The 24,755-nt window shown below is 71.7% G+C and carries 29 protein-coding genes; 13 read left to right on the forward strand and 16 right to left on the reverse strand.

Annotated features, from left to right (window positions below; genetic code table 11):
* Positions 1-20 precede the first annotated feature (20 nt).
* Entirely contained in the window at positions 21-596 is a 576-nt protein-coding gene (locus QT381_RS11765) for a TetR/AcrR family transcriptional regulator (RefSeq protein ID WP_289249135.1), read from the reverse strand.
* Positions 597-686: 90 nt separating this feature from the next.
* Here QT381_RS11765 and QT381_RS11770 point away from each other — a divergent pair, with 90 nt between their 5' ends.
* Positions 687-1,253, forward strand: a complete 567-nt coding sequence (locus QT381_RS11770; protein ID WP_289249136.1) for a helix-turn-helix domain-containing protein — start codon at positions 687-689, stop codon at positions 1,251-1,253.
* Here QT381_RS11770 and QT381_RS11775 read toward each other — a convergent pair.
* On the reverse strand, positions 1,250-1,768 hold the full coding sequence (locus QT381_RS11775) for a DUF6069 family protein (RefSeq protein ID WP_353889774.1): 519 nt from the start codon (positions 1,766-1,768) through the stop codon (positions 1,250-1,252). The two genes, QT381_RS11770 and QT381_RS11775, sit on opposite strands and share 4 nt — an antisense overlap.
* 9 nt (positions 1,769-1,777) lie before the next feature.
* On the opposite strand from QT381_RS11775, the gene QT381_RS11780 reads away from it, so the two are divergent.
* A complete protein-coding gene (locus QT381_RS11780) occupies positions 1,778-2,596 on the forward strand; it encodes an LLM class flavin-dependent oxidoreductase (RefSeq protein ID WP_289249138.1) in 819 nt (272 codons plus the stop codon).
* Between the two features lie 4 nt (positions 2,597-2,600).
* Here the strand turns inward: QT381_RS11780 and QT381_RS11785 are convergent, their stop codons facing one another.
* Positions 2,601-3,035: an SRPBCC family protein gene (locus QT381_RS11785; RefSeq protein ID WP_289249139.1), complete on the reverse strand. Its 435-nt coding sequence runs from the start codon at positions 3,033-3,035 to the stop codon at positions 2,601-2,603.
* Between the two features lie 140 nt (positions 3,036-3,175).
* Between QT381_RS11785 and msrB the strand changes: the two genes are divergently transcribed.
* Both msrB and msrA read left to right on the forward strand, forming a co-directional pair.
* The gene (gene msrB, locus QT381_RS11790) at positions 3,176-3,661 is read left to right on the forward strand and encodes a peptide-methionine (R)-S-oxide reductase MsrB (RefSeq protein ID WP_289249140.1); all 486 of its coding nucleotides are present in this window, start codon (positions 3,176-3,178) and stop codon (positions 3,659-3,661) included.
* 1 nt (position 3,662) lies between these two features.
* On the forward strand, positions 3,663-4,193 hold the full coding sequence (msrA, locus tag QT381_RS11795) for a peptide-methionine (S)-S-oxide reductase MsrA (protein WP_289249141.1): 531 nt from the start codon (positions 3,663-3,665) through the stop codon (positions 4,191-4,193).
* Positions 4,194-4,339: 146 nt separating this feature from the next.
* Here the strand turns inward: msrA and QT381_RS11800 are convergent, their stop codons facing one another.
* The 9 genes from QT381_RS11800 to QT381_RS11840 form a co-directional block, all read right to left on the reverse strand.
* Entirely contained in the window at positions 4,340-4,963 is a 624-nt protein-coding gene (locus QT381_RS11800; RefSeq protein ID WP_289249142.1) for a TetR/AcrR family transcriptional regulator, read from the reverse strand.
* A gap of 41 nt (positions 4,964-5,004) precedes the next feature.
* Positions 5,005-5,322, reverse strand: coding sequence for an ArsR/SmtB family transcription factor (locus QT381_RS11805; protein WP_289249146.1), 318 nt, complete (start codon positions 5,320-5,322; stop codon positions 5,005-5,007).
* A complete protein-coding gene (locus QT381_RS11810; RefSeq protein WP_289249148.1) occupies positions 5,319-5,798 on the reverse strand; it encodes an SRPBCC domain-containing protein in 480 nt (159 codons plus the stop codon). The genes QT381_RS11805 and QT381_RS11810 overlap by 4 nt, the downstream gene beginning before the upstream one ends.
* A 93-nt stretch (positions 5,799-5,891) precedes the next feature.
* Positions 5,892-6,365 carry an S-ribosylhomocysteine lyase gene (locus QT381_RS11815; protein WP_289249155.1) on the reverse strand — a complete coding sequence of 158 codons (474 nt, stop codon included), beginning with the start codon at positions 6,363-6,365 and terminating at the stop codon, positions 5,892-5,894.
* A gap of 9 nt (positions 6,366-6,374) precedes the next feature.
* On the reverse strand, positions 6,375-7,562 hold the full coding sequence (locus QT381_RS11820) for an aminotransferase class I/II-fold pyridoxal phosphate-dependent enzyme (RefSeq protein WP_289249158.1): 1,188 nt from the start codon (positions 7,560-7,562) through the stop codon (positions 6,375-6,377).
* Positions 7,563-7,564: 2 nt separating this feature from the next.
* Positions 7,565-8,275: a methionine ABC transporter permease gene (locus tag QT381_RS11825; RefSeq protein ID WP_289249160.1), complete on the reverse strand. Its 711-nt coding sequence runs from the start codon at positions 8,273-8,275 to the stop codon at positions 7,565-7,567.
* Positions 8,272-9,312 carry a methionine ABC transporter ATP-binding protein gene (locus QT381_RS11830; protein ID WP_289249169.1) on the reverse strand — a complete coding sequence of 347 codons (1,041 nt, stop codon included), beginning with the start codon at positions 9,310-9,312 and terminating at the stop codon, positions 8,272-8,274. The genes QT381_RS11825 and QT381_RS11830 overlap by 4 nt, the downstream gene beginning before the upstream one ends.
* Positions 9,300-10,169, reverse strand: a complete 870-nt coding sequence (locus tag QT381_RS11835) for a MetQ/NlpA family ABC transporter substrate-binding protein (protein WP_289249170.1) — start codon at positions 10,167-10,169, stop codon at positions 9,300-9,302. The genes QT381_RS11830 and QT381_RS11835 overlap by 13 nt, the downstream gene beginning before the upstream one ends.
* A gap of 188 nt (positions 10,170-10,357) precedes the next feature.
* A complete protein-coding gene (locus tag QT381_RS11840) occupies positions 10,358-11,161 on the reverse strand; it encodes an amidase domain-containing protein (RefSeq protein ID WP_289249174.1) in 804 nt (267 codons plus the stop codon).
* A gap of 100 nt (positions 11,162-11,261) precedes the next feature.
* On the opposite strand from QT381_RS11840, the gene QT381_RS11845 reads away from it, so the two are divergent.
* Positions 11,262-12,191, forward strand: a complete 930-nt coding sequence (locus QT381_RS11845) for a 5'-3' exonuclease (RefSeq protein ID WP_289249176.1) — start codon at positions 11,262-11,264, stop codon at positions 12,189-12,191.
* Positions 12,192-12,252: 61 nt separating this feature from the next.
* Here the strand turns inward: QT381_RS11845 and QT381_RS11850 are convergent, their stop codons facing one another.
* Positions 12,253-13,653, reverse strand: coding sequence for an aspartate aminotransferase family protein (locus QT381_RS11850; protein ID WP_289249177.1), 1,401 nt, complete (start codon positions 13,651-13,653; stop codon positions 12,253-12,255).
* An 88-nt stretch (positions 13,654-13,741) separates the two neighbouring features.
* Here QT381_RS11850 and QT381_RS11855 point away from each other — a divergent pair, with 88 nt between their 5' ends.
* Positions 13,742-14,635, forward strand: a complete 894-nt coding sequence (locus QT381_RS11855; protein WP_289249182.1) for a LysR family transcriptional regulator — start codon at positions 13,742-13,744, stop codon at positions 14,633-14,635.
* Between the two features lie 2 nt (positions 14,636-14,637).
* Here QT381_RS11855 and QT381_RS11860 read toward each other — a convergent pair whose 3' ends face one another.
* A complete protein-coding gene (locus QT381_RS11860; protein ID WP_289249206.1) occupies positions 14,638-15,042 on the reverse strand; it encodes a TOBE domain-containing protein in 405 nt (134 codons plus the stop codon).
* A 240-nt stretch (positions 15,043-15,282) separates the two neighbouring features.
* Here QT381_RS11860 and QT381_RS11865 point away from each other — a divergent pair, with 240 nt between their 5' ends.
* From QT381_RS11865 to QT381_RS11885, 5 genes are all read left to right on the forward strand, one after another.
* Positions 15,283-16,275: a TerC family protein gene (locus QT381_RS11865; RefSeq protein WP_289249183.1), complete on the forward strand. Its 993-nt coding sequence runs from the start codon at positions 15,283-15,285 to the stop codon at positions 16,273-16,275.
* A gap of 172 nt (positions 16,276-16,447) precedes the next feature.
* A complete protein-coding gene (locus tag QT381_RS11870; RefSeq protein WP_289249184.1) occupies positions 16,448-17,146 on the forward strand; it encodes an ABC transporter ATP-binding protein in 699 nt (232 codons plus the stop codon).
* Positions 17,143-19,533 carry a hypothetical protein gene (locus tag QT381_RS11875; protein WP_289249185.1) on the forward strand — a complete coding sequence of 797 codons (2,391 nt, stop codon included), beginning with the start codon at positions 17,143-17,145 and terminating at the stop codon, positions 19,531-19,533. The genes QT381_RS11870 and QT381_RS11875 overlap by 4 nt, the downstream gene beginning before the upstream one ends.
* A 78-nt stretch (positions 19,534-19,611) precedes the next feature.
* Positions 19,612-20,223 carry an FHA domain-containing protein gene (locus QT381_RS11880; protein ID WP_289249186.1) on the forward strand — a complete coding sequence of 204 codons (612 nt, stop codon included), beginning with the start codon at positions 19,612-19,614 and terminating at the stop codon, positions 20,221-20,223.
* A 50-nt stretch (positions 20,224-20,273) separates the two neighbouring features.
* The gene (locus QT381_RS11885) at positions 20,274-20,615 is read left to right on the forward strand and encodes an FHA domain-containing protein (protein WP_289249187.1); all 342 of its coding nucleotides are present in this window, start codon (positions 20,274-20,276) and stop codon (positions 20,613-20,615) included.
* A 61-nt stretch (positions 20,616-20,676) separates the two neighbouring features.
* On the opposite strand, the gene QT381_RS11890 is transcribed toward QT381_RS11885, so the two are convergent.
* Together QT381_RS11890 and QT381_RS11895 are read right to left on the reverse strand one after the other, a co-directional pair.
* Complete coding sequence (locus tag QT381_RS11890; RefSeq protein WP_289249189.1) at positions 20,677-21,591, reverse strand: RNA polymerase sigma-70 factor; 915 nt, start codon at positions 21,589-21,591, stop codon at positions 20,677-20,679.
* Between the two features lie 62 nt (positions 21,592-21,653).
* On the reverse strand, positions 21,654-22,397 hold the full coding sequence (locus QT381_RS11895; protein WP_289249190.1) for an SDR family NAD(P)-dependent oxidoreductase: 744 nt from the start codon (positions 22,395-22,397) through the stop codon (positions 21,654-21,656).
* Positions 22,398-22,641: 244 nt separating this feature from the next.
* On the opposite strand from QT381_RS11895, the gene leuC reads away from it, so the two are divergent.
* Both leuC and leuD read left to right on the forward strand, forming a co-directional pair.
* Positions 22,642-24,132, forward strand: a complete 1,491-nt coding sequence (leuC, locus tag QT381_RS11900; RefSeq protein WP_289249191.1) for a 3-isopropylmalate dehydratase large subunit — start codon at positions 22,642-22,644, stop codon at positions 24,130-24,132.
* Positions 24,132-24,728: a 3-isopropylmalate dehydratase small subunit gene (leuD, locus tag QT381_RS11905; RefSeq protein WP_289249193.1), complete on the forward strand. Its 597-nt coding sequence runs from the start codon at positions 24,132-24,134 to the stop codon at positions 24,726-24,728. Before leuC ends, leuD begins: the two co-directional genes overlap by 1 nt.
* Positions 24,729-24,755: the final 27 nt, after the last annotated feature.

Genomic DNA, 24,755 nt, shown 5'->3' on the forward strand with positions numbered 1-24,755 from the left:
CGGGGCGGGACGGCGATGGATCACTCGGGGCGGACGGCCCGGTCGAAGAGCTCGACGAGCTCGTCCGCGCAGCGGTGCAGGTCGAGGCCCGGGGTGCGCGCGAACCGGGTCACGGCGCGGTCGATCGCCGCGCGCACGGCGGAGGCGTACAGGGCGGCGTCGAGCGTCCGCATCTCGCCGGCGAGCTGACCGTCGGCGAACAGCCGGGTCAGGAGCTGTTCCGCGGTGTCGGCGGCGGCATCCTCGTCGGCCGGCGTCCCGATCGCGGAGAGGATCTCCACGGCGGCCACCGCGTAGTCCGGTCGCTCGGCGAGGAACTCGATGTTCGAACGGATGTAGGCCTCGAGCCTGCCGCGCGACGTCGTCGCGGCGGCGATGCGCGGCGACATCCGTTCGCTCGCGAGCTCGATGATGCGCGTGAGCGCCGCCCCGAGCAGTTCGGCCCGTGAGTCGAAGTGGTAGGAGATCAGCCGGGTGCTCGAGAGACCGGCGTGCTCGCGGATGCGCGCGAACGACGCGGCGCGCACGCCCTCGCTCGCGATGACCTCGATCATCGCCTCCACGATCTGTGATCGGCGGCCGCTCGTTACTTGCATGAGTAACAGTGTTACCCATGCAAGTAAAAACCGCAAGCGCGGATCGAGCCGGCCTTCGCGAGCGCGTCGAGCGACCAGTAGAGTCGCGACGTGGAGGGGTTCGGCAGGGCGGTGGGCGCGCGACTGCGCCAGGCTCGGCGGGATCGCGGCCTCACCGTGACCGAGCTCGCCTCGCGCTCGGGTGTCGCCCGCGCGACGCTCACCGCGATCGAGGGCGGCGGCGGCAATCCCCGGCTTGAGACGATGTACGCGCTCGCGGACACGCTGGAGATCGCGCTGGGCGACCTCCTGCCCCGATCGGCCGATCCGTCGCCGACCGTCGTCGTGCGCGCGGGGGAGGGTGCTCAGGTCGTCGGCGACTCGCTCGTCGCGACCCTGCTCGCCGAGATCCCCTCGTCGAGCGCGCGCGTCGACGTGTACGCGATGACCGTGTCCGGCCCGGAGCGGGTCTCGGACGAGCATCCGCGCGGGACCACCGAGCACCTGCTCGTGCACTCCGGAACCCTGGTCACCGGACCGGCATCCGATCCGGTGACCTTGCGCGCCGGGGACTACGCGCGCTTCGCGGCCGACACGAGGCACGTCTACCGGGCGGTGGACGGCCTGTGCGATGTGACGCTGCTCGTCGTCTCGCCCGAACGCCCGGCCGACCGCTAGGCCGCCGATTCCCGTCGCCGGGCGCCCGGGAGGAAGACGAGCAGGGCGACGCCCGCGAGCACGTGCATGGCGAGGAGGGCGACCGTCGTCGCCGGGGTGGCGCCGAGCGAGATCGGCCCGAGCAGGGATGCGAGCAGCAGCGCCGTCCCGAGGACTCGCCAGACGGTGCGCCCCCGCGCGGCGTTGCGCTCGAACAGCACGAGGAGGCCCCAGCTCGCCGCAGCGCCGGCGAGCGTCGCGCCGAGCACCATCGGGAGCGTGACGAGGGATCCCGTCGGCAGCCCGGTGACGCGGAGCCGGATGTCGAGCAGGGGCACGGCGATCGACCACAGGCACGTCATGGCCACGAGCAGGACGGCGATCACGAGCGGCCGGCGAGCGGAGCGTCGTGTCGGGCGTGATGTAATAATACTGGTCATTCGACGATTATAATCATCATTAGGTCGCGGTGACGCGGTTCCGATCCGCCGGCCGTCCCGCCCGCGCGCGCCCGGCGGCCGACGTCGAGCGCGCATGATGGAGCGATGAGCGCCGAACCCGCCGAGCTCGGCCTGGGGCTGCCCGGAGACACCGCCGCGGATGTCGTGGCCGAGGTGGCCGCGCGAGCGGAGGCACTGGGGTACGCGAGCTTCTGGCTCAACGACACGCCGCACGGCGACGCGCTCGCCGGGCTCGCGGCGGCGGCCGGGGCGACCACGCGCATCCGGCTCGCGAGCGGCGTGCTCGCCCTCGACCGGTGGACCGCCGACGGCATCCGCGACGCGGTCTCGGCGCGCCGGCTGCCCGTCGATCGCCTGGTCATCGGCCTCGGAGCGGGCGGGCTGCGGCATCCGCTCGCACGCGTGCGCGCCACCGTGCGCGCCCTCCGCGACGGGTCGGGCGCCCGGATCGTCGTCGGCGCGCTCGGCCCGCGGATGCGGGAGCTCGCGGCCCGCGACGCGGACGGGGTGCTGCTGAACTGGCTCACGCCGGCCGCCGCGGCCGAGGCCACGCGCGACCTGCGGGCGGCGGCCGGGGCGACGCGCGAGCCGCGGTCGGCGGTGCCCCGCGACGCCCCGCGATCGATCTTCTACCTGCGCACCGCCGTCGACGCCGATGCGCGGGCAGCCCTCGACGCGCAGATCGCGATGTACGCGGGCATCCCCGCCTACGCGCGCAACTTCGCGGCGACCGGCGTCGACCCCGCGGATGCCGCGATCGATGCGGCGGGTGTCGCGGCCGGCGGCCTCGACGCGTACCGGCGCACGGTCGACGAGCTCGTGCTGCGCGCCGTCGTGCGCGTGCCGAACGCCGCGAACTACCTCGACGTCGCGACCCGCGCCGCCGCGGCCGCCGGGCGGTGAGCGCTCAGTGCTCCAGTCGCGCCGCGAGGATCGGGCCGCGCGCCCGCTGCACCGCCGCCGCGCGGGACATCGCGAACCGGGTGAGGCCCAGCGGCGCGCGCACCTCGATCGCGTCGGTGACGCGGCATCCGTCGGCGATCGCGGCGAGCTCGTAGCGGTAGTCGAGCGTGACGCCGCCCGGGCTGTCGACGTGGCCCCAGACGGCCGCGTCGGAGCGCTCGATGCTCACGCGGATGAGGTTCGTCCAGCGCAGCCCGCCGGGGAGGGGGACGACCTCGACGGCCGTGTAGCGCACGACGCCGTCGGTCTCGTCCACGTCGCGGACCGCCGTGACGAGCGGCGAGAGCCCGACCCAGCTCTCGGCTCGCGACAGGTGGTCGACGACGGCCGCGGGCGGCACGGCCAGCACGAATCCGACCTCGGAGCGGGCGACGGGCATACCGCGATCCTGGCAGGAGCGGTGCTGCGCGGTCGACACGCAGGTCGCGCCCAGCGCGGGAACTCTGCGGCGGCATCCGTTGTTGTCTGTATCGAGAGCCGCAGCCAGCGGCTCCGCCGAGCACTCGAGGAGTGACCCCCATGACCGACGACGCCACCACCACCGGTACCAGTACGCGCGGCTATCGCAAGGACCCGGACGCGATCGCGAAGCTGACGCCCGCGCAGTTCTCCGTGACCCAGGAGGACGCCACCGAGCCCGCGTTCCGCAACCGCTACTGGGACAACCACGACGACGGCATCTACGTCGACGTGGTCTCCGGCGAGCCGCTGTTCTCGTCGACCGACAAGTTCGACAGCGGGTCGGGCTGGCCGAGCTTCACCCGTCCGATCGAGCCCGCGCACGTGGTGCAGAAGGACGACCGGAGCTTCTGGATGCGGCGCACCGAGGTGCGCTCCGCGAACGGCGACAGCCACCTGGGTCACCTGTTCGACGACGGGCCCGCCGATCAGGGCGGCCTGCGCTACTGCATCAACTCGGCGGCCCTGCGCTTCGTGCCGGTCGCCGAGCTCGAGACCGAGGGCTACGGCGACTACCGTGGCCTGTTCGACACGAAGGAGAGCTGACATGACCACCGAGACCGCGATCCTCGCCGGCGGATGCTTCTGGGGCGCCCAGCAGCTGCTGCGCCGCCGCCCCGGGGTGATCTCCAGCCGCGTCGGCTACTCCGGTGACGACAGCACGCCGAACGCGACCTACCGCCGCCACGGCGACCACGCCGAGGCGGTCGAGATCGTGTTCGACCCGGACGTGATCTCGTACCGCGAGCTGCTCGAGTTCTTCTTCCAGATCCACGACCCGTCGACGAGGAACCGGCAGGGCAACGACATCGGCCGCAGCTACCGCTCCGCGATCTTCTACGAGAACGACGAGCAGAAGCGGGTCGCGCTCGACACCATCGCGGATGTCGACGCCTCCGGCCTCTGGCCCGGGAAGGTCGTCACCGAGGTCGAGCCCGCCGGCGCGTTCTGGGAGGCCGAGGAGGAGCACCAGGACTACCTCGAGAAGTACCCGAACGGCTACACCTGCCACTACGTGCGCCCGGGCTGGACGCTGCCGCACCGCGAGGAGTCGGCCGGGGTGGTCGCCTCCGCGTAGCACGGCCCGGCCACCCCTCGTGCCCGGCCAATCCCCCTGCCCGGCCAACCCCGTGCCCGGCCAACCCCGTGCCCGGCCAACCCCGTGTGAGGACGTTCTGCGCGTGTGAGGACGGCGCAAACCGTCCTCACGCGCGCAGAACGTCCTCACACGAGGGGGAGGTGCGCCACGACCTCGCGACCGACGGCGTTCCCCGACGAGGCGGGATCGAGCGTGCCCGACCGGTAGCCGTCGCGGACCACGAGGAGGGTGGCGATCCAGCTCGTGAACACCGCTGCGGCTCGCGTCGCGGGCACGAGCGAGCCCGGCGGGCACCGCGGGGCCCACGCCCGGATCATCTGTTCCTGCGCGCGGATCCAGCCCTGCAGGATGTGGCCGGCGATGTCCGGCGCGCCGTCCGCGATCAGGTCGACGACCGGATGCGGCTCCGGCATCGCGCCGAAGGTCGCGTCGGGCCAGCCGTCGGCTACGAGCTGATCGAGCGCGTGGGCGACGGAGTCGGCGACGGGTTCGGCGAGCGGCCGGGCGCAGACCCGGTCGACGAACGCGTCGACCCAGTCGTCCTGGAACCCGAGCAGGATCGCCGCCTTCGACGGGAAGTGCAGGTAGAGGGTGCGGACGGCGACATCGGCGACCTCGGCGATGCCCTCCATGGACGTGCCGCCGTAGCCGCGAGCGGAGAACAGCTCGTTCCCGGCTCGCAGGATCCGCGCCCGTGTCTCCGCCTTGCGCCGCTGCGAGCGGGAGCCCTCTCGATCGCTCGTTCCCATCGGCTCACTCTAGGAGCGACGCGCGCGCCGTGCTGAACCGTTCAGAGCGACTCGGCGATCTCCGCTATCGCGGCCAGGCGACGATCCCATGCCACGCCGATCGCGTCGAGTCGTCGCGCGGTCGCCGAGAGTTCGGTGCCGAGTACCCGGTAGCGCACCTCGCGGCCCGCGCGCACCGGCACCACGAGGCCTGCCTCGCGGAGCACTGCGAGGTGCTTGGCGATCGCTTGCCGGGTGATCGGCAGGCGATCGGCGAGCGCGGATGCGGACGCCTCGCCCTCGCCGAGCGCCCCGAGGATGCTCCATCGGCTGTCGTCGCCGAGCGCGGCGAGCACGGGCACGAGCGTCGCCGTGCTCACCGGCCGGCACCGAGGTCCGCGAGCAGCGAGATGAGCTCATCGAGCTCCGAGTCCCAGCCCTGGCGGTGGAGCTCGAGGTCGGCGACCGGCTCGCTCGTCGTCTCGAAGCCGGTCTCGACCACGGTCAGGAGCGTGCCATCGCCGGACGCGTCGAGTGTGAACGTGAAGACCGTCGAGCGGTCGAACCTGCTCTCCGCCGGGGCAACGCCCGCGTCGTCGTTCGACCAGCGGTAGCTGATCGAACGGGGGGCGTCGACGCTCTCGATGCGCACGGGGATGGGCTCGCGGTCGTCCCAGCTCAGCGTCCCGAGCGCGCCGGCACCGGATCCGTCGAACTCGGCGCGGCCGAACCAGCGCGAGATGAGCGCGGGCTCAGTGATCGCCGTCCACACCGTCTCGGGCGGTGCGGCGATGCGGATGCTGCGCCGCACGCTGAACGTGTCGGCGTCGGCGACGGATGCTGTGCTGTCGGTCATGGTGAACCCCTCTGCGGTCGGAGCGGTCACTCGACCGCAACCCCAGGGTTGCACATGGGATGGAATGATGCAACCCCTGGGTTGCAAAAGCGGTCAGGCGAGCACGCGCTCGTAGGGGTCGAGGCTCACGCCGCGATCGAGCACGACCTTCGCCCACTCCCTGGCGGTGTGCAGGCTGTGGTCGCGGTAGTTGCCGCACTGCACGGCGGAGACGCCCGGCACATCCGCCTCGACCGCCTCGAACGCGACGAACCGCAGCGCGTCGACGAACGCCGCCACGACCTCGGCGACCGTGGGCTCGCCCCACACGATGAAGTGGAAACCCGTGCGGCAGCCGAACGGGGAGAGGTCGATGATGCCGTCGAGCCGGTCGCGCAGCAGCGAGGCCAGGATGTGCTCGAGGGTGTGCACGCCCGCGGTCGGGATCTCCTGCTCGTTCGGCTGCGTGAGACGGATGTCGAAGTTCGAGATCGTGCCGCCGTGCGGGCCGTGCTCGACGGCGATGAGGCGCACGTAGGGCGCGATGACGACGGTGTGGTCGAGCTGGAAGCTCTCGATCTCTGCCATGGGTACCTCCTAGGGAACAGCGGTGGTCGTGGGCGCGGCCCCGAAGGCCGCGAGCCGGTCGATCAGCTCGGCGAGCGTCGCCTCGTCGTGCACGAGGCCGAGACGGATGTGGCCGGCGCCGCCGGCGCCGAAGCCCGAGCCCGGCGCGACCGCGACCCGGGCCTCGCGCTGCAGTCGCTGCGTGAAGGCTACGTCGTCGCCCCCGCCCGGCACCGGCACCCAGACGAAGAAGCTGCCCTCGGGCGACTCCGGCTCCCAGCCGATGCGGCGCAGTCCCTCGACGACGAGGTCGCGACGTCGCTCGTAGATCGCGACGAGCTCGGCCGCGGCATCCTGCGACCCGGTGAGCGCCGCCGTCGCGGCGTCCTGGGTGGCGCCGAAGATCGTCGAGAAGGCGTGCACCTGGTAGGCGCGCATCGCGGCGATCGCGGATGCGTTGCCCGCCGCGTAGCCGAACCGCCAGCCCGCCATCGAGTAGGTCTTCGAGAGCGTCGAGAGCTCGACGGTCACCTCGTGCCCGCGGTCGATCGCGAGCGCGGAGAGCGGACGGCGTCCGTCGAAGCCGAGCGAGGCGTAGGCGAAGTCGTGCAGCAGCACGGCGCCGAGCCGCCGGGCCGCCTCGCCCGCGCCGACGAACGTCTCGGGCCGCGCGAGCGCGCCGGTCGGGTTGTTCGGGTAGTTGAGCACGAGCACGGCGGCGCCCTCGAGCCCGTCGAGCGCCGTGAGGTCGGGCTGGTACGTCGGGGGCACGAGCGGCAGGGTCACGGCGCGCGCCTCGGCGAGCTGCACGGCCGACGCGTACGCCGGGTAGCCGGGGTCGGGCAGCACGACCGCGGCGCCCGGGCCGGCGAGCGCGACGATGCCCGCCATGATGCCCTCGTGCGAGCCGTGGAAGATCGCGACCTCGGTCGCCGGATCGATGTCGACGCCGTGGTCATCGCGGTAGCGCAGGGCGATCGCCTCGGCGAGCTTCGGTCGCGGCAGATAGGCCGGGTAGCGGTGGTTCGACGGCGATGCGACCGCCGCCTGCATCGCCGTCACGATCGCCTCGGGCGTGGGCAGGTCGGGGTTGCCCTTCGACACGTTGATGACGCGCGGACCGGGCTCGGCCGCGAGCTTCGCGATCTCGCGGTCCATCGCGCCGAAGAAGTTCGGCGGCAACGCGGCGACGCGCGCCGCCGGTCGGTACTGCACCACGCTCAGCGCCTCCGGAACCGTCGGGAGATGCGCGTGCCGAGCAGCTGGATGAGCTGCACGAGCACGATGAGCGCGATGACGGTCACGAGCATCGCGAACGCGTCGTAGCGCTGCCAGCCGTAGTCGAGGGCGATCGTGCCGAGACCGCCGCCGCCGACCGTGCCGGCCATGGCCGTGGCATCCGTCAGCCCGATCGTGGCGATCGTGATGGCGAGCACGAGCGAGCCGCGCGCCTCGGGGATGAGCACCCTGACGAGGATCTGCCAGGGCGAGGCGCCCATCGCCCGCGCCGCCTCGATGAGGCCCGCGGGCACCTCGAGCAGCGAGTTCTCGATGAGGCGGCCGATGTAGGGCGCGACCATGACCGTGAGCGGGACGATCGCCGCCCAGGTGCCGATGCCGGTGCCGACGACGAGCCGGGTGAACGGCAGGATCGCGACGAGCAGGATGATGAACGGCAGCGAGCGGATGAGGTTGACGACCACGCTGAGCACGCCGTAGACGACGGGCTGGCGCAGGATGCCGCCCCGCCGGGTGAGCGCGAGCGTCGCGCCGATCGCGATGCCGAGGATGGTGCCGAACACGAGCGCGACGCCCACCATCTGCAGCGTCTCGCCGATCGCCTTGACGAACATGTCGCGGGTGACGAAGGTCAGGCGGTCCTCGCCGGGCGTGACCGCGGTGGCGCCGGACAGCCAGTCGAAGAAGTTCACGCGTCGACCTCCTCGAGGCTCACGACGCGTTCCGCGAGGTACGCCCGCGCGGCGGCGACCCGGTCGGCGGGGCCGTCGACCGCGACGATCATCTGGCCGACGGTGTGCTCCTGGATCTCGGTCATGTCGGCGTGCAGCATGTTCACCGAGACGCCGAGCTCGGTGACGACGGTCGACACGAGGGGCTGCACGACCTGATCGTCGAGCAGCAGCAGGCGCCACAGCGCCGCGCCGCCGAGGTCGGTGCGCACCCGGTCGGGCAGGTGCTGCGGCACGACCGTGGTCACGAAGTCGCGCGTGATCGGCTGCTGCGGGTGCACGAACACGTCGAGCACGGCGCCCTCCTCGACGACGGCGCCGCCCTCCATGACGGCGACCCGGCCGGCGAGATCGCGGATGACGTCCATCTCGTGCGTGACGACGAGCACCGTGGTGCCGTACTCGCTGTTGATGCGCCGCAGCAGCTCGATGATCTGCCCGGTCGTGGTCGGGTCGAGCGCGCTCGTCGCCTCGTCCGCGAGCAGGATGCGCGGCTGGCGCACGAGCGCCCGGGCGATGCCGACGCGCTGCTTCTGACCGCCGGAGAGCTCGCCCGGGTGGCTGTCGGCCCTGCCGCCGAGGCCGACGAACTCGAGCACCTCATCCGCGCGGGCGCGTGCCTCCCGGGCGCCCACGCCGTCCAGGCGCAGCGGGAGCGCGACGTTGTCGCGGGCGCGCACGGTCTCGAGCAGGTTGAACTGCTGGAAGATCATGCCGGTGCGCTTCTGCGCGTCGCGCAGGGCGCGGCCGGAGAGACTCGCGACGTCGGTGCCGTCCACGAGGACCCGGCCCGCGGTCGGCTGCTCCAGTCCGTTGACGGTGCGGATGAGCGTCGACTTGCCGGCCCCGCTGTAGCCGATGACCCCGTAGATCGTGCCGGGGGCGATGTCGAGGGACACGTCGCGGAGGGCCACCGTGCCGGTGGCCCTCCGCGTGCCCGGGAACGTCTTGCTGACGCCCTCGAAGACGACGTGTCCGTCGCTCGTCAGTGGAACCACTCCGGCACGTTGTAGCCCGTGTAGGTCGGGTCGCCGTTGATGTAGTCGATGAACGACTGCGAGTGGTAGGCGTCGCTGATCGCCTTCGCCCAGTCGGAGTCGACGTCCTCGCTGCGCACGGCCACGACGTTCGAGAAGTCGACCGGCTGCTTCTCCACGGCGAGGGCGTCGGCGTAGTCGAGGCCGCCCGAGATGATGAAGTTGCCCTGGATGACGGCGTAGTCGACGTCCTGCAGGGTCGGCACCTGCTGCGCGTTGTCGATGGGCGTGAACACCAGGTTGTGCGGGTTCTTCGTGATGATCGAGGTGTCCGCGGTGTTCGGGTCGTCGATGTCGTCGAAGTCGATGAGACCGGCGCCGCGCAGCACGAGCAGGGCGCGGTAGAGGTTCGAGGGGGAGTTCGGCACGCTCACCGTGTCGCCGTCGGCGATGTCGTCGAGCGACGACTTCTTGCCGCCGAACAGCGCCATGTTCGGGGTCGGGATCTGCACGAGAGCGACGTTGTCGATGCCCTGCTGCTCGTCGATGAACTTGAGGTAGATCGGGTGCTGCATGATGTTCGCGTCGATCTCGCCCTGCGCGACCGCGACATTCACCGTGATGCCGTCGGAGAAGTCCTGCACGTTCACCGTGTAGCCCTCCTTCTCGAGGATGGGCTCGATGCCGTCGACGAACATCTGCTCGTACGGGCCGGGGTTGAAGCCGACGGTGATGTCGGTCTTGCCCGACGCGGTGGAACCGGCGCCGGGTGTGCTGTCGGTGTCGCTCGGGGTGCCGGAGCTGCAGGCGGCGGCGGTGAGCACGAGTGCTGTCGCCGAGACGGCGACCGCGATCTTCTTCGAGAGTGCGGTGGGCATGGCGGTACGGAACTCCAGGGTGTCGGGAGGGAGAGACGCATCGGTGCTGTGGATGCGGTCCCGTCAGCGCAGACGGGAGTTCTCACGTTACGGACGCGGGCCTCGCGCCGGTGGGCGTCTCGTAACGCGACGACACGAACGGTCGCGGCGGGCCGCATCCGCTCCGCGACGACGGATGCGGTGGCGGCTCAGGCGTCGTCGGGCAGTCGCCAGAACCAGGCCTTGCCGCCCGGATGCACCCGGTGGATCATCTGGTTCATCGAGCGGTACTGGTAGGGGTCCGCGCTCTCGGCGACGAAGATCTTGATCACGCCGTGCTTCTTCTTCACGATCCTCGTGATCACGGCGCTGTGGTTGGTCTTGCCGTCGCGTTCCCAGTCGAACTGCACGATGTCGCCGACGCGCACCCGCTTGCGGTTCTTCGTGCTGTCGGTGAGCTTCACGGCGCCCTTCAGTCTCAGGTACTGACCGAGCTCGGTCGACGACGTGAACGACGGCGAGTGCCGGCCGCCGCGGTAGTACCAGTTCTTCGTCATCCGCCAGCCGCGGGCGACGAGGGTCTGGGAGACGAAGTTGGCGCAGTTCTCGTTCGGGATGTAGCCGAACCGGTCCGCGGGCCCCGTCGTGTGCCAGTAGTCGGCGATGTACTTCAGCTGCTTCTCGACGGGCGTGCCGGTGTAGCGCGAGCGGTCGAACGCGCGCCCCCGGTGCAGCGCCACGATCGCGCCGGTGTCCATCAGGTGGCACTGGACGCCCTTCGTGCCGCGCCAGGCGAAGCGCCCGTTCGCCCGGCCGCACTGCTTCTCGTAGTGCAGCGCGTGGTTCTGCTTGAGGTGCGTCTCGGGCAGGCGGCGCGGGGGCTCGGCGTTCGCGGCCGTCGGGGCGAGCAGCGCCGTGAGGGCGAGCGAGAGCGCGGCCGCGAACGCCGCGACGGCGCGTCGGGCGCTGCGCCGAGCCGTGGGTCGGGCGCTGCGTCGAGCCGTGCGCTGCATCCGTGTGCCTTCCTCGGGTCCGTCGCTCTCAGGGTACGGGAGCGGACGGGGCGCCCGGCATACTCCCGGGCACGCTGGCGGTGTGGGGCACACTGGGCCCATGACGACGGCGCGCCTCATGCTGCTCGACACCGCGGCGATGTACTTCCGCGCGTTCCACGGCGTGCCCGACACGGTGCGGTCGCCGCGGGGCGAGCCGGTGAACGCCGTGCGCGGGCTGCTCGACATGATCGCGCGGCTCGTCGGCGAGTTCGGCCCCGCCGACGTCGTCGCGTGCTGGGACGACGACTGGCGCCCGGCCTGGCGCGTCGCGCTCATCCCGTCGTACAAGGCGCACCGCGTCGAACGCCTCGTCGCGGACGGGCCCGACGTCGAGACTGTGCCACCGGAGCTCACCGCCCAGGTTCCCGTCATCCGCGCGGTGCTCACCGCGCTCGGCATCCCGATCGTGGGCGCGGCCGGCTACGAGGCGGACGACGTCATCGGCACGATCGCGGCCACCGCATCCGACGGCGTCGCCGGACCGCGCGTGGACGTCGTCACCGGCGACCGCGACCTGTTCCAGGTCGTCGACGACGCGCGCGGCGTGCGCGTGATCTACACCGGGCGCGGCATGAGCCGGCTCGAGGTGCTGACGGATGCGGCGCTCGCCGCGAAGTACGGCGTGAGCCCGGCGCAGTACCCGGACTTCGCGACCCTGCGCGGCGACGCCTCCGACGGACTGCCGGGCGTCGCGGGCATCGGCGAGAAGACGGCCGCGGCGCTGCTCGCGCAGCACGGCTCGCTCGCGGGCGTCCTCGCGGCGGCCGACGCGGGCACGCTCGCGGCGACCGTCACGGCGAGGCTCCGGGCGGCATCCGGCTATCTCGCCGTTGCGCCGCGCGTCGTGGCCGTCGCGCGCGACGTGCCGCTCGCGCCCGGAGCCCTCGACCCGCGCCCGATCGACGGGGCCGCGCTCGCGGAGCTCGATGCCCGCTGGGGCCTCGGAGCGTCCCTGTCGCGCGTGCGCGCCTCCCTCGCGCCGGCCTGACCCCGAGCCGGCCCGGCCCGGCCCGGCCCGGCCCCAGCCACGGGCGGGCCGCGGGCGGGAGTCAGGCGGGGACGACGTCCGCGAGCGCCTGGTCGAGGACCTCCAGGCCCAGGGCGAGCTCGGCATCCGTGCTCGTGAGCGGCGGCGCGATGCGGAACGTGCCGCCGATGCCCGGCAGCTGCACGATGTTCATGTGCAGCCCGAGCTCGAGGCAGCGCCGGGTGACCGCGGCGCCGAGCGCGTCGGTCGAGCCCGCCGCGTCGTCCGGCCGGCCGAGCTCGAGGCCCTGCAGCAGGCCGCGTCCGCGCACGTCGCCGACCACCGGATGCCGCCCCTGGATCTCGAGCAGCCCCGCGCGCAGCAGCGCGCCCGCCTCCGCCGCACGCGCGACGAGCGACTCGCGCTCGATGACGTCGAGCACGGTGAGCCCGACGGCCGCGACGAGCGGATCGGAGACGTGCGTCGTGAAGAACAGGAAGCCGCGCTCGGCGGCCCGCGCCTCGATCTCGCGCGAGGTGACGACGGCGGCGAGCGGCAGTCCCGCGCCGAGCGTCTTCGAGAGCGTGATGATGTCGGGAGTGACCCCGTCGCGCTCGAACGCGTACCAGTGGCCCGTGCGGCCGAGGCCGGTCTGCGCCTCGTCGAGGATCAGCAGCATGCCGCGTTGCTCGCACTTGAGCTTGAGCGCCGCGAGGTAGCCGAGCGGCAGCTCGATGATGCCGCCCGAGCTGAGGATCGGCTCGACGATGCACGCCGCGAGCGCGCCCGTCGACTGCGCGTCGACGAGCTCGAACGCGAGATCGAGCTGACGCCGCCAGTCGAGCGCGCCGTCGGCATCCGTGATCCCGGGCCGGAACGCGTCGGGCGTCGGGATGGCGATGTTGCCGGGTGCCGCCGGACCGTAGCCGCGGCGGCCGGCGCTGTAGGTGGCGCTCGCCGCGGCCTGGGTCATCCCGTGCCACGATCGCGCGAACGAGACCACCTCGTGCCCGCCCGTGACGAGCTTCGCGAGACGGATGGCGGCCTCGTTCGACTCGGCGCCGGTCGTGAGCAGCAGGGCGGTGTCGAGCGGCGCCGGCAGCGTCTCGGTGAGGCGGCGCGCGAGGTCGACGACCGGCCGCGACAGCATCCCGCTGTACAGGTGGTCGAGCACGCCGATCTGCCGCCGAACCGTCTCCACGATCGCCGGGTGCGCGTGGCCGAGGATCGCGCTCATCTGCCCCGAGGTGAAGTCGAGGATGCGGCGCCCGCTCTCCGTGTAGACGAAGCTGCCGGCCGCCCGGTCGATGATCTCGGGAACCCAGTGCGCGCCGTAGCGCAGCAGGTGGGCGTCGGCATCCGCCCAGAACGCGGCGTCCGGCGCGGCGTCGGAGGCGCGGTGGGGGCCGGGGACGGCGGCCCGGTCGGGTGCCGGGCCGGGGCCGGCGGTCGTGGTCGTCGCGGGCTCGCGCAGGTCGGTCATGCGACGACCGTAGCGGCGCCCCGCTGTGCGATCGAGAGCGGATGCGCGCGCAGGCTGTGCGGGCCGGCCGAACAGTAGAGTGCGGGGCATGCCCCTCGATCCGTGGCGACTGCGCCTGCTCGAGTCGTTCGAGCGGGTCGGCACGGTGCGCGGCGTCGCGGCCGAGCTGCTGCTCAGCCCGTCGACCGTGTCGCAGCAGCTCGGGCAGCTCGAGCGCGAGGCCGGCGCGACGCTCTTCGAGCGCGGCGGACGATCGCTGCGCCTCACCCCGGCCGGCGCGACCCTCGCGGTCGCCGCGCGCGACCTGCGCGACCGGCTCGACGCCATGGAGGCGCTGCTCGTCGAGGTCGGCCAGGGCCCCGCGGGGCTCGTGCGCATCGCGGGCTTCGCGAGCTCGGTCGAGCCGGTGCTCGTCGTGGCGACGGCGGCGCTCGCCGGACGGCACCCGCGCGTCGAGGTGCAGGTGCTCGAGCTCGAGCCGCGGGAGAGCATCGTCGCCCTGCGCCAGGGGCGCTGCGAGCTCGCCGTCACGGTCGACGAGGGCGACGGCGCGCTGCTCGGCCCCGGCATCCGGGTCGTGCCGCTCGCGCGCGACCCGCTGCGCGTCGTGCTCCCGGCCGGGCATCGGCTCGCCGGCCGTTCCAGCATCGCGATCGCCGACCTCGCCGGGGAGCGCTGGGCGCTCGACGCCGCGGGCAGCTACCTCGGCGAGCTCGTGCCGCGGATGTGCCGCGCGGCCGGGTTCGAGCCGGTCGTCGCCGCGCGCCTGCCGAGCTACCCGACGCTGCTCGCGCACGTCGGCGCCGGGCTGTCGGTCGGCGTGCTGCCCGCGCTCGCGATCCAGGACCGGCCGGATGCGGTGGCCGTGCCGCTCGCGGACGTCGAGCACCGGCGCATCGTCGTCGCCGTGCGCCCCGCGACGCTCGAGCGCGCGGCCGTCGGGGTGGCGCTCGATGCGCTCCGCGCGGCGGCGAGCGGCTGAGCTCAGCCCGGCAGCTCCACCGAGACGTTCGTCGCCTTCACCGTCGCGGCCGCGACGACCCCGGGCTCGAGGCCGAGCTCGTCGGCTGCCTCACGGCTCAGGAGCGAGACCACCCGGAACGGACCGGCCTGCAGCTCCACCTGCGCCATGACGGTGTCGCGCGTCACGGCCGTGACGATGCCCGTGATGCGATTGCGGGAGCTCGTGCGGTGGCCCGGGAACTCCTCGGCGAGCGGCGACGAGGCGGCGAGCTCCTGCGCGAGCCGGGCGAGGTCGCGCCCGTCGATCTCCAACCGCCCGCGCGGGGAGCGCGAGGCGGCGAGCCGGCCCGCGTCGACCCAGCGCCGCACCGTGTCGTCGCTCACGCCGAGCAGCGCCGCCGCCGCCGATACCGAGAGGGTCTCCACCGTCACGCGCCCAGGGTATCCACCCCCTCGACGCGCCACCTAGACTGGTCGCCGACGAGGGGGAGTATCCCGGCTCGTCGCGCTCGTCAACACGTTCCGTGCCGTCACGGATCCGGGCGCGACGGCATCCGTTCACCAGGTGAGCACGGATGCGGGAGAGACTTTCGGGCCATCGCGCACCCGGGAAGCCGGGCACCCGGGAACGGGGGCGCGCCCGAGACCCCGACAGGATCCCCACCGATGCTCCAGCTCCCGATCGCGTTCGAGATCGGCACCTACGTCGTGCTGCTGCTCATCCTCGCCGCCGACGTGGTGCTCGCCTACCGCAGGCCGCACGTTCCGTCCGCGCGGGAGTCCGCGCTGTGGATCGGCTTCTACGTGCTGCTCGCGCTCGTCTTCGCAGGCCTCATGCTCGCGATCGGCGACGCCGAGCACGCGGGCCAGTTCGTGGCCGGCTGGCTCACCGAGTACAGCCTGTCGATCGACAACCTGTTCGTCTTCCTCATCATCATGGGCAGGTTCAGCGTGCCGAGGAAGTACCAGCAGGAGATCCTGATGGTCGGCATCATCCTCGCGCTCGTCTTCCGCGGCATCTTCATCGTGATCGGCGCCCAGCTCATCGCGAACCTCAGCTGGATCTTCTACGTCTTCGGCGTCTTCCTCGTGGTCACCGCCGCTCGGCAGGCGTTCTCGAAGGAGGACGGCGACGACGGGGGCGAGAACGCGCTCATCCGACTGCTGCGCCGCCGCATCCACATCGTCGACCGCTTCGACGGCGGCCGGCTGCGCACGGATGAGGGCGGCAAGCGCGCCTGGACGCCCGTCATCATCGTGTTCATCGCCCTGGGCACGACCGACCTGCTGTTCGCGATCGACTCGATCCCGGCGATCTTCGGCATCACGCAGAGCCCGTTCATCGTGTTCACGGCGAACGTGTTCGCGCTCATGGGACTGCGGCAGCTGTACTTCCTGCTCGGCGACCTCATCGAGAAGCTGATCTTCCTCAAGTACGGCATCGCCTTCATCCTCGCCTTCATCGGCGTCAAGCTCTTCCTGCACGCCCTGCACGAGAACGAGCTGCCGTTCATCAACGGCGGTCACCACGTCGAGTGGGCGCCGGAGATCTCGACCCTCGTCTCGCTCGGCGTCATCGTCGGGGCGATGGCGATCGCGACCGTGGCGAGCCTCGTGCACCTCCGCCTCGAGGCGCGCAGCGGTTCTCGGGCGCTGTAGCCATTTCTGATCCCTTGTTCGGGGGGCAGGGAGCAACGTAGATTGCGAGCGTGCTCGCGCGGGGCGAGGGCGAAAGGGGCAGCACCATGAGAAAGACGGTGGTGGCCCTGCCCTGGCCGCAGGCTGGCGAGACACGCTCACCCCGTGGAAGACCGACGGGAGCTGCTGAACGGTGAGCCGCATCGCCCTCCGCAACGTCGACCTCTCCTACGTCAGCGCCGTCGAGACCGTGGTCGCGCTCGACGGGGTGACCCTCGATGCCGCGGACGGCGAGCTCGTCACCGTCTTCGGATCGAGCGGCTCGGGCAAGACCACCCTGCTCAACGTCATCGGCGGGCTGACGGTGCCCGACTCGGGCGTTGTTGAGGTCGGGGGGCGGAACATCGTCGCGCTCTCGGAGGCCGATCGAGCCGACGTGCGTCTGCGCGACGTCGGCGTCGTGTTCCAGGATCACAATCTCATCCCGGAGTTCACGGCGCTGGAGAACGTCATGCTCCCGCTTCGAGCGCGCGGGTTCTCGTCCGGCGACGCTCGCCGGGCCGCGGACACGGCGCTGTCCTCCGTGGGTGTGGCCGGGTTGGGCGGTCGTGCCCCCGCTCAGCTCTCGGGCGGTCAGAAGCAACGCGTGGGAATCGCGCGGGCCATCGCGGGCGAGCGCGGAGTGCTGCTCGCCGACGAGCCGACCGGTGCGCTGGACTCGGAGAACTCGCGCGCGGTGTTCGGCGTGCTCCGGGACTTGGCGCGGGCCGGGGTGTGCGTGTTGGTGGCGACCCACGATCCGCTCGCGCGCGAGATCGCCGATCGCGTCGTGACCATGAGCGATGGCGCGGTGATCTCGGACGTCGCGTCGGCGTCGACTGCGCCGCGATGATGCGATCGCTCTCTCTCGCCCTCTTCTTCCTTCGTGCCCGGCCCGTTCGAGCGGGCGCCGCGGTCGTGTTCGCCGTCGCGGCCGCGATCGTGGTGCTGGCCGGTCTCCTGGCTGGCACGCACCTGTCCGGCGCCCAGGCGGCGGATCGGAGCCTTGGCCGGTTCGAGCACCGCATCGACGGCGTGACAGTCGTTCCGGTGGGCGACGATCCCACGCCGAGCTCGCGCGCGCTGATCGAGACGCTCACGGCGCACGGCGCCGACGAGGTCGACATCGGCTACCTGATGGCGGACATCGAGCCGGATGGGTCGGACCTCGGTGTCACCGTCAGGGCCGATGAATGGTCCGCGAACCCCTTTCCCGCCGTCTACAGGCTCCGATCGGGGTCGTGGCCGAGCGAGCACACCGCCGCGGTGTCGAGCGATGTCGCGGCCCGCCATCCGGTCGGTTCGCACCTCTCGTTCTTCGGTGGAGCCCTTCAGCTCACCGTCTCGGGTGTGGTGAGCGATGACTACGACCGTTCCGGGCGAACGGTGCTGATCGACCCGGGCGCTCTCGGCGCACTGTCGAAGCTCTCGGACCGGGAAGCCATGCGTATCGACGAGAGCCTGAGCGTTGACGTGCGCTGGAACGGGCGAGCCAACGCCCACCTCGGACGTCTCGCCGCCCGGGCGGCATCGACACCGTCGAGCCTCGAGGGATCGTCGCGAGTCGACAGCCGAGTCGATATGGCCGCTCGGGTGGAATCCGAGCCCATCGAATCGGTGCTCTCGACCACGATCGCCCCGTTCATCGCGGCGATCCTCGCCACAGCATTCATGACGCGCTTCAGCTACCGCGTCCGCTTGACCATGTTCGAGACCGGGATCTCATACGGCAGGACGCGCGGGAGCAGCGTGCTGGCACTGTACGGCTCTGTCCTGATCGCCGCCGTCCTCGGCGTCGCTGCGGGCTGGCTGATAGGCGGCTTCGTCGCACGGCCGATCGAGGACGCCCTTTCGGACTCCGTTCTCGGCCCGTTCGGATCGCCGGAGGCGATCGGCCTTCGCATCCTCGCTCTCTCCGTGGCGGGGGTCGTGATCGGTCAGGTGGCCTTCCGGGGCGCGCGGGACCGGCGCGAATCCAACGCACGTCATCGCCTCCCCACCGCTCGTCAGGTGCTTCCCGCGGTGGCGGTCCTCGTGGCGTTCGTCGGGGTGGCTCAGGTCCGTCGTCCGACGCTGGACTGGCAGCTGACGGGCCTCCTTCTGCTCGGTGTCGCGGTGACCATGCTCGCGCCGTTCCTGCTCGATCTGGCCCTCATCCGCGAGTCCGGCAATCTCGCGGTGCGCCTTGCGCAGCGACGGCTACGGCGGGACAGGCGCCCCACGGCCTGGGTCGTCGTGGGCATCACCGCCCTCCTCGTCGTGGCATTCGGTCTGACGACCTTCGTCACGAGCACGATCGCGAGCGTCAATGCGTCGACCGAGTCCGTCGTGCCCCCGGATCAGGTCCAGCTGCGGACCTACCAGGACGCCGAGTCCGATCGTGCCGCGCTGCAGCGGGAGGTCGAGTCGGCGCTCGGACTCGCGGATCCGCTGACCGTCGCGGACGCCTCGGCTGAGACGTCCGAGGGCGACGGCGCGCTCGTCGCGTTCGAGTCGTTGACAGACCTCGAGCGCTATCTGAATCAGCCGCTGGCATCCGCGCAACGGCGCCTGCTCGAGAGCGGCGGCGTACTGAGGACCACAGCGCCCGACGTGTCGCGGATCGACGTGCAACCGGAAGCCGAATCGGTCGCGACGGTGACTCTTCCGGCGATGCTCGACGAGAGGCTGGATCCGAGCTATCGCAGTTCCGGCGGTTTCATTCTGCGGAGCACGGCCGACGGGCGCGGCATCCCCCTGGACAACGAGCGTCTCGTATACACAGGAGTGACCTCCGCTCAGCTCGCCCGGGCCGCGACGGTGGCCGGCACGCTCGGCGTCAACCCCGACTGGATCGGCTACTACAAAGACCCCTTCTCGTTCTCGGAGCCTGTCTGGTCGTGGCTGTCCGCGGCGGGGATCGCGCTGCTCGCGCTGGTGATCGTCTTCTACTACGTCGCGAGCGCCGTGCGAGCCCTTCGCCCCGATCTGGCCGGGATCATCGCGACGGGTCTGCGACCGCGCTGGGCTCGCCTCGTGCTTGCGGCGCAGCTCGGGTTCGTGCTGGCGACTGTCATCGTCGTCGCCGTGGTCAGCGCCCTGGCCGCCACGGTGATCACCGTCTGGGCCGCTCCGGGTGACGTGCACCTGTACGTTCCGTGGTTGAGCATCGCCGCCGCGACAGTCGTGATCGTCGCGGGCTCCGCACTTGCGTTCGGAGTCTCGGCGCGGCGGTTGCGCGCGTGGGAGCGGTTCGGCTGACGCCCGTCGTCCGACGTGGGACAGTCGCGCACTCGCTATCGTGTGCATGGGAGTGCCCGGGGGAGGGCGGAACGACTCATGACCTGTGCGAACTGCGGCTGGCCGTTGCACGAGGGCGCCCTGTTCTGCGGCAACTGCGGTCACCGGGTCGAGCCTCCGGGCGCAGCGACCGTGTCGCGGCCGGCATCCGTTCCGTCGTCGGAATCGCCGGTGCCCGACCCGACCGATCCGCGTCTGCCGGTCGCGTCGCCCCAGCCGACCGTGCGCATCGACCGCCTTCCGGTCGGTCTGCGCGTGCCGGGCGTCGGCGGCCGGGCGCCCTCGACCCTGGATGAGGACGACGAGGCCACGGTGCTCGCCCCGCGCCGACCGGCCTGGGCGCTCGTGACGCCTGCGGGCGAGCGCGTCCCGGTGCGACAGGCGGTCGTCATCGGGCGCGCCCCGACCGCGGCCGGCGGGGCGCTCGCGGTGGCGCTCCTCGATCCGACCCGCTCGGTCTCCAAGACGCACGCTCTGCTGACGCCGCTCGGTGACGCGATGCGCATCCAGGACCTCGGCTCGACGAACGGCACGATCGTGGTCGAGGCGGACGGGGTCGAGATCGAGCTGGGCGACGGACAGCACGTCGAGGTCGGCGCGGGCGTGCGGCTCGAGCTCGGCGAGTACGTGCTCGGGCTCGAGCGCGGCTGAGCGAAGCGGGGGGCACGGTGGCGCACGACGGGGCCGGGGCGGCATCCGCCATGCCTTCCGCTCCGGACCGCTGGTGCCTGGAGGACATGTCCGGCACGCGCTACCCCCTGCTCGGCGCGGTGGTGATCGGACGTGCGCCGCAGTCCGTCGCCGCGGCACGGGGCTGCCAGTACCTCGCGCTCGGCGGGGACGACTCGCTGAGCAAGGCGCACGCGCTCATCGAGCCGGACGGCGACGCCCTGCTCGTCACCGACCTCGGCTCGACGAACGGGAGCGCCGCCGCCCAGCTCGCGGGACCACGGCGCCCGCTCCCGCGCGGCGAACGCGTGCGGGTCGAGGCGGGAACCGTGCTCGAGCTCGGCACGTTCCTGCTCACCGTGCTGCGCTTCTGAGCGGGTTGCGCGACGACCGGGCGGTCGTTGGTGCGCGATCGCCGTGATCGGCACCCGCCGGTCAGTGCCGCGCCCGCCTCACCTCGCGGTCGACGGCCCACGCATCCGCTACCGGGCCCACGTGCCGCAGCTTGTCGGGGTTGATCACCGAGCGGATCGTCTGGATCCGTCCGTCGAGGGCATCGAGGGCCAGGGCGTGGAGCACCCTGCCGTGCCGGTCGCGGAAGATCGCACCCGGCTGGCCGTTGATGTCGTGCGCCTCGAACGTCACCCCGATCCGAGCCATCGAGGGAAAGACGGAGACGAACAGCCTGGCCACGTTCTCTGCGCCGTCGATCGCCCGCGGCAGGTGCGGCGCCCTGCCACCGCCGTCGCTGATCATCGACACGTCGGCTGCGAGCAGCTCCCGCAGGCTGTCGACGTCGCCCTCGCGGATGGCGTCGAAGAACCGCAACGCGAGTTCCTCGCGCTCGACGCGGTCCGCCTCGAAGCGGGGACGCCCGGCGTCCATGTGACGGCGGGCACGCACCGCGAGTTGGCGGCACGCCGCCTCCGAGCGCCCCACTGCGGCCGCGACCTCGGGGAAGCCGAAGTCGAAAACCTCCCGCAGCACGAAGACCGCACGCTCGAGCGGGCTGAGCCGTTCGAGCAGCAGCAGAGCCGCCATCGACACGGAGTCGGCCAGCTGCGCCGACCGTTCCGGGTCCTCGAAGGGGTCGGTGAGCAGCGGCTCCGGGAGCCACGGCCCCGCGTACTGCTCCCGCTGCACCCGGGCCGAGTTCAGCACGTCAATCGAGATCCGGGTCACGACGGTCGCCAGGAACGCCTTGGTGGAGCGTGGTTGCGCCGGGGAGGCGTCGAAGCGCAGCCAGGTCTCCTGGACCGCATCCTCCGCCTCGGTAACGCTGCCCAGGATCCGGTAGGCGATCGAGAACAGCAGGGGACGCAGCGCCTGAAACTCCTCAGTCCTGCTCATGTCAACTCCCTCCGCATGAAGCCCGCCTCATTCTCCCCACCCGCGGCGCGACGTCTCCCCGGCTACCACGCCACCGAGCCGAGGCGATCGATGAAGATCCCGCTCGGGCCCTCGGGGCCGATCGTTGCGAGCCTGACGATCGAGTCGGTGCCCTCGGTCACCGTCAGCGCCCCGGTGTTGTTGTTCATGTCGGTGGCGGCGAACGTACGGTTGGCGACCTCACCGGGCGTGGCGACGTTGAACTTGATCGCCGGAAGCGCCTGCGCGTACCGGACCGTGATCATGTTGAGCGCCGCTTTCGACGAGCTGTAGGCGAGCTCGTGCAGCTTCGAGACCGGCTGATCCGAATCGGTCACCACCGCGAACGAGCCGCCGGCGCTGGTCACCATCACCACCCGCGGATTGTCCGCGGCCTGCAGCAGGGGCAGGAACGCGTGGGTGACCCGGACGGGGCCGTACACATTGGTCTCGTAGACGGAGTGGATCTCGGCGGCGGTCGCGTCCGCCGGCGCCACGCTATTTCCCGGAGCTCCGGCGTTGTTGATCACCACGTCGAGCCGATCGGTGTGCACGCGAACGCGCTGCACGGCCGCGGTCACCGACTCGTCCGAGGTGACGTCCAGCGGAACCAGGATCGCGTTCACGCCCCTCTCGACGAGGTCGTCGACGGCCGCCTGGCCCCGACCGCGGTCTCGTGAGCCGAGGAAGATCGTCCAGCCCTCGGCGCCCAGCCGCCGGGCGGTTTCGAAGCCGAGTCCCTTGTTGCCTCCGGTGACCAGCACCGAGGTCTGTTCTGAGTTCGTCATGCCCTCTGAGACGACGCGCCCGGCTCGGCTGTGACACGCGACGGCACGGTTCCCCGATCCTCACGGGGACCACTCGGGTGCGAAGACGCCCGTCCGCGCGCACGCTCCCGCACGGCGCCCGGGTGCTACCCTCGATCCATGCTGCGTGCCCGGCTCCTCCTTAGTCGCCGCGACGGGTTCTGATCTCCCAGGCCTCCCCGTCGCGGTGTCTGTCGTGGGCTGGATCTGACGCTAAGGAGACGCAATGACCGGGCGCACGCTCGCTGAAAAGGTATGGGACGACCACGTCGTCGTCCGCGGGGAGAACGGGTCACCCGACCTCATCTACATCGACCTCCATCTCGTGCACGAGGTGACGAGCCCGCAGGCCTTCGACGGCCTCCGGCAGGCGGGCCGGCCGGTGCGCCGGCTCGACCTGACGATCGCGACCGAGGACCACAACACCCCGACGCTCGCGATCGACCGGCCGATCGCCGACCCGACGAGCCGGCTGCAGATCCAGACGCTGCGCGACAACGCCGCCGACTTCGGCGTGCGCCTGCACTCGCTCGGCGACAAGGAGCAGGGCATCGTGCACGTCGTCGGCCCCCAGCTGGGCCTCACGATGCCGGGCATCACGGTCGTCTGCGGCGACTCGCACACCTCGACCCACGGCGCGTTCGGCGCCATGGCGTTCGGCATCGGCACGAGCGAGGTCGAGCACGTGCTCGCCACGCAGACCCTGCCGCTCAATCCGTTCAAGACGATGGCGATCACCGTCGAGGGGGAGCTGCGCCCGGGCGTGACCGCGAAGGACATCATCCTCAAGGTCATCGCCGAGATCGGCACGAACGGCGGCCAGGGCTACGTGCTCGAGTACCGCGGCAGCGCCATCCGTTCGCTGTCGATGGACGGCCGGATGACGATCTGCAACATGTCGATCGAGGCGGGCGCCCGCGCCGGCATGGTCGCGCCCGACCAGACCACCTACGACTACCTGCGGGGCCGCGCGCACGCGCCCGAGGGGCAGGACTGGGATGACGCGGTCGCCTACTGGGACACCCTCGCGACCGACGACGACGCCGTGTTCGACGCCGAGGTGTTCATCGACGCCAACGCGCTCGAGCCGTTCGTCACGTGGGGCACGAACCCCGGCCAGGGCGTCTCGCTGAGCGAGCGCGTGCCGGATCCGGCTCAGCTCGAGGATGCCAACGAGCGCGCGGCCGCGCAGCGCGCCCTCGAGTACATGGACCTCGCCGCCGGCACCCCGCTCAAGGAGATCGCGGTCGACGCGGTCTTCATGGGCTCGTGCACGAACAGCCGCATCGAGGACCTGCGCGCCTTCGCATCGATCATCGAGGGGCGCAAGAAGGCGGATGGCGTGCGCGTCATGGTCGTGCCGGGCTCGGCCCGCGTGCGCCTCGAGGCCGAGGCCGAGGGCATCGACCGGATCGTGACCGAGTTCGGCGCCGAGTGGCGCTTCGCGGGCTGCTCGATGTGCCTCGGCATGAACCCCGATCAGCTCGCTCCCGGGGAGCGCTGCGCGTCGACGTCGAACCGCAACTTCGAGGGCCGGCAGGGCAAGGGCGGACGCACGCACCTGGTGTCGCCGCTCGTCGCGGCCGCCACCGCCATCCGCGGCACGCTCTCGAGCCCGTGGGACCTGGAGAACGACCCGTCGCCCGCCGAGCCCGTCGATGCGCTCGTCGGCTCGCGCGGCGAGACCCCTCGGCAGGCTCAGGGAGCGGAGAACTGATGGAACCGATCAGCGTCATCTCGGGCATCGCGGCGCCGCTCAAGCGCAGCGCGGTCGACACCGACCAGATCATCCCCGCCGAGTTCCTCAAGCGCGTCACCAAGACGGGCTTCGACGACGCCCTGTTCTACCGCTGGCGCCAGCACGACGACTTCGTGCTCAACCAGCCCGTCTACCAGGGCGCCCGCATTCTGGTCGCCGGCCCCGACTTCGGCACCGGCTCGAGTCGCGAGCACGCCGTGTGGGCGCTGCGCGACTTCGGCATCCGGGCGGTGATCTCGAGCCGGTTCGGCGACATCTTCCGCGGCAACTCCGGCAAGCAGGGTCTGCTCACCGCGCAGGTGCCGGAGACGGATGTGGTGCGCATCTGGGACGCGCTCGACGCGAACCCGGGAATATCCGCATCCGTCGACCTGGTTGCGCGCACTGTGAGTGTCGCGGACCTCACCGTGACCTTCGAGATCGATGATTACGTGAGATGGCGTCTGCTCGAAGGACTGGACGACATCGGGCTCACCCTCCGGAACGAGGACGCGATCACCGCGTTCGAGGCCCGGCGGGAATCCTGGCGGCCGAGGACGCTGCCCGTACGCTGACCGCGCTGCGTCAGTCCACCCCCGTGA

The organism is Galbitalea sp. SE-J8 (genome assembly GCF_030345695.1).
Taxonomy (GTDB): domain Bacteria; phylum Actinomycetota; class Actinomycetes; order Actinomycetales; family Microbacteriaceae; genus JAUASV01.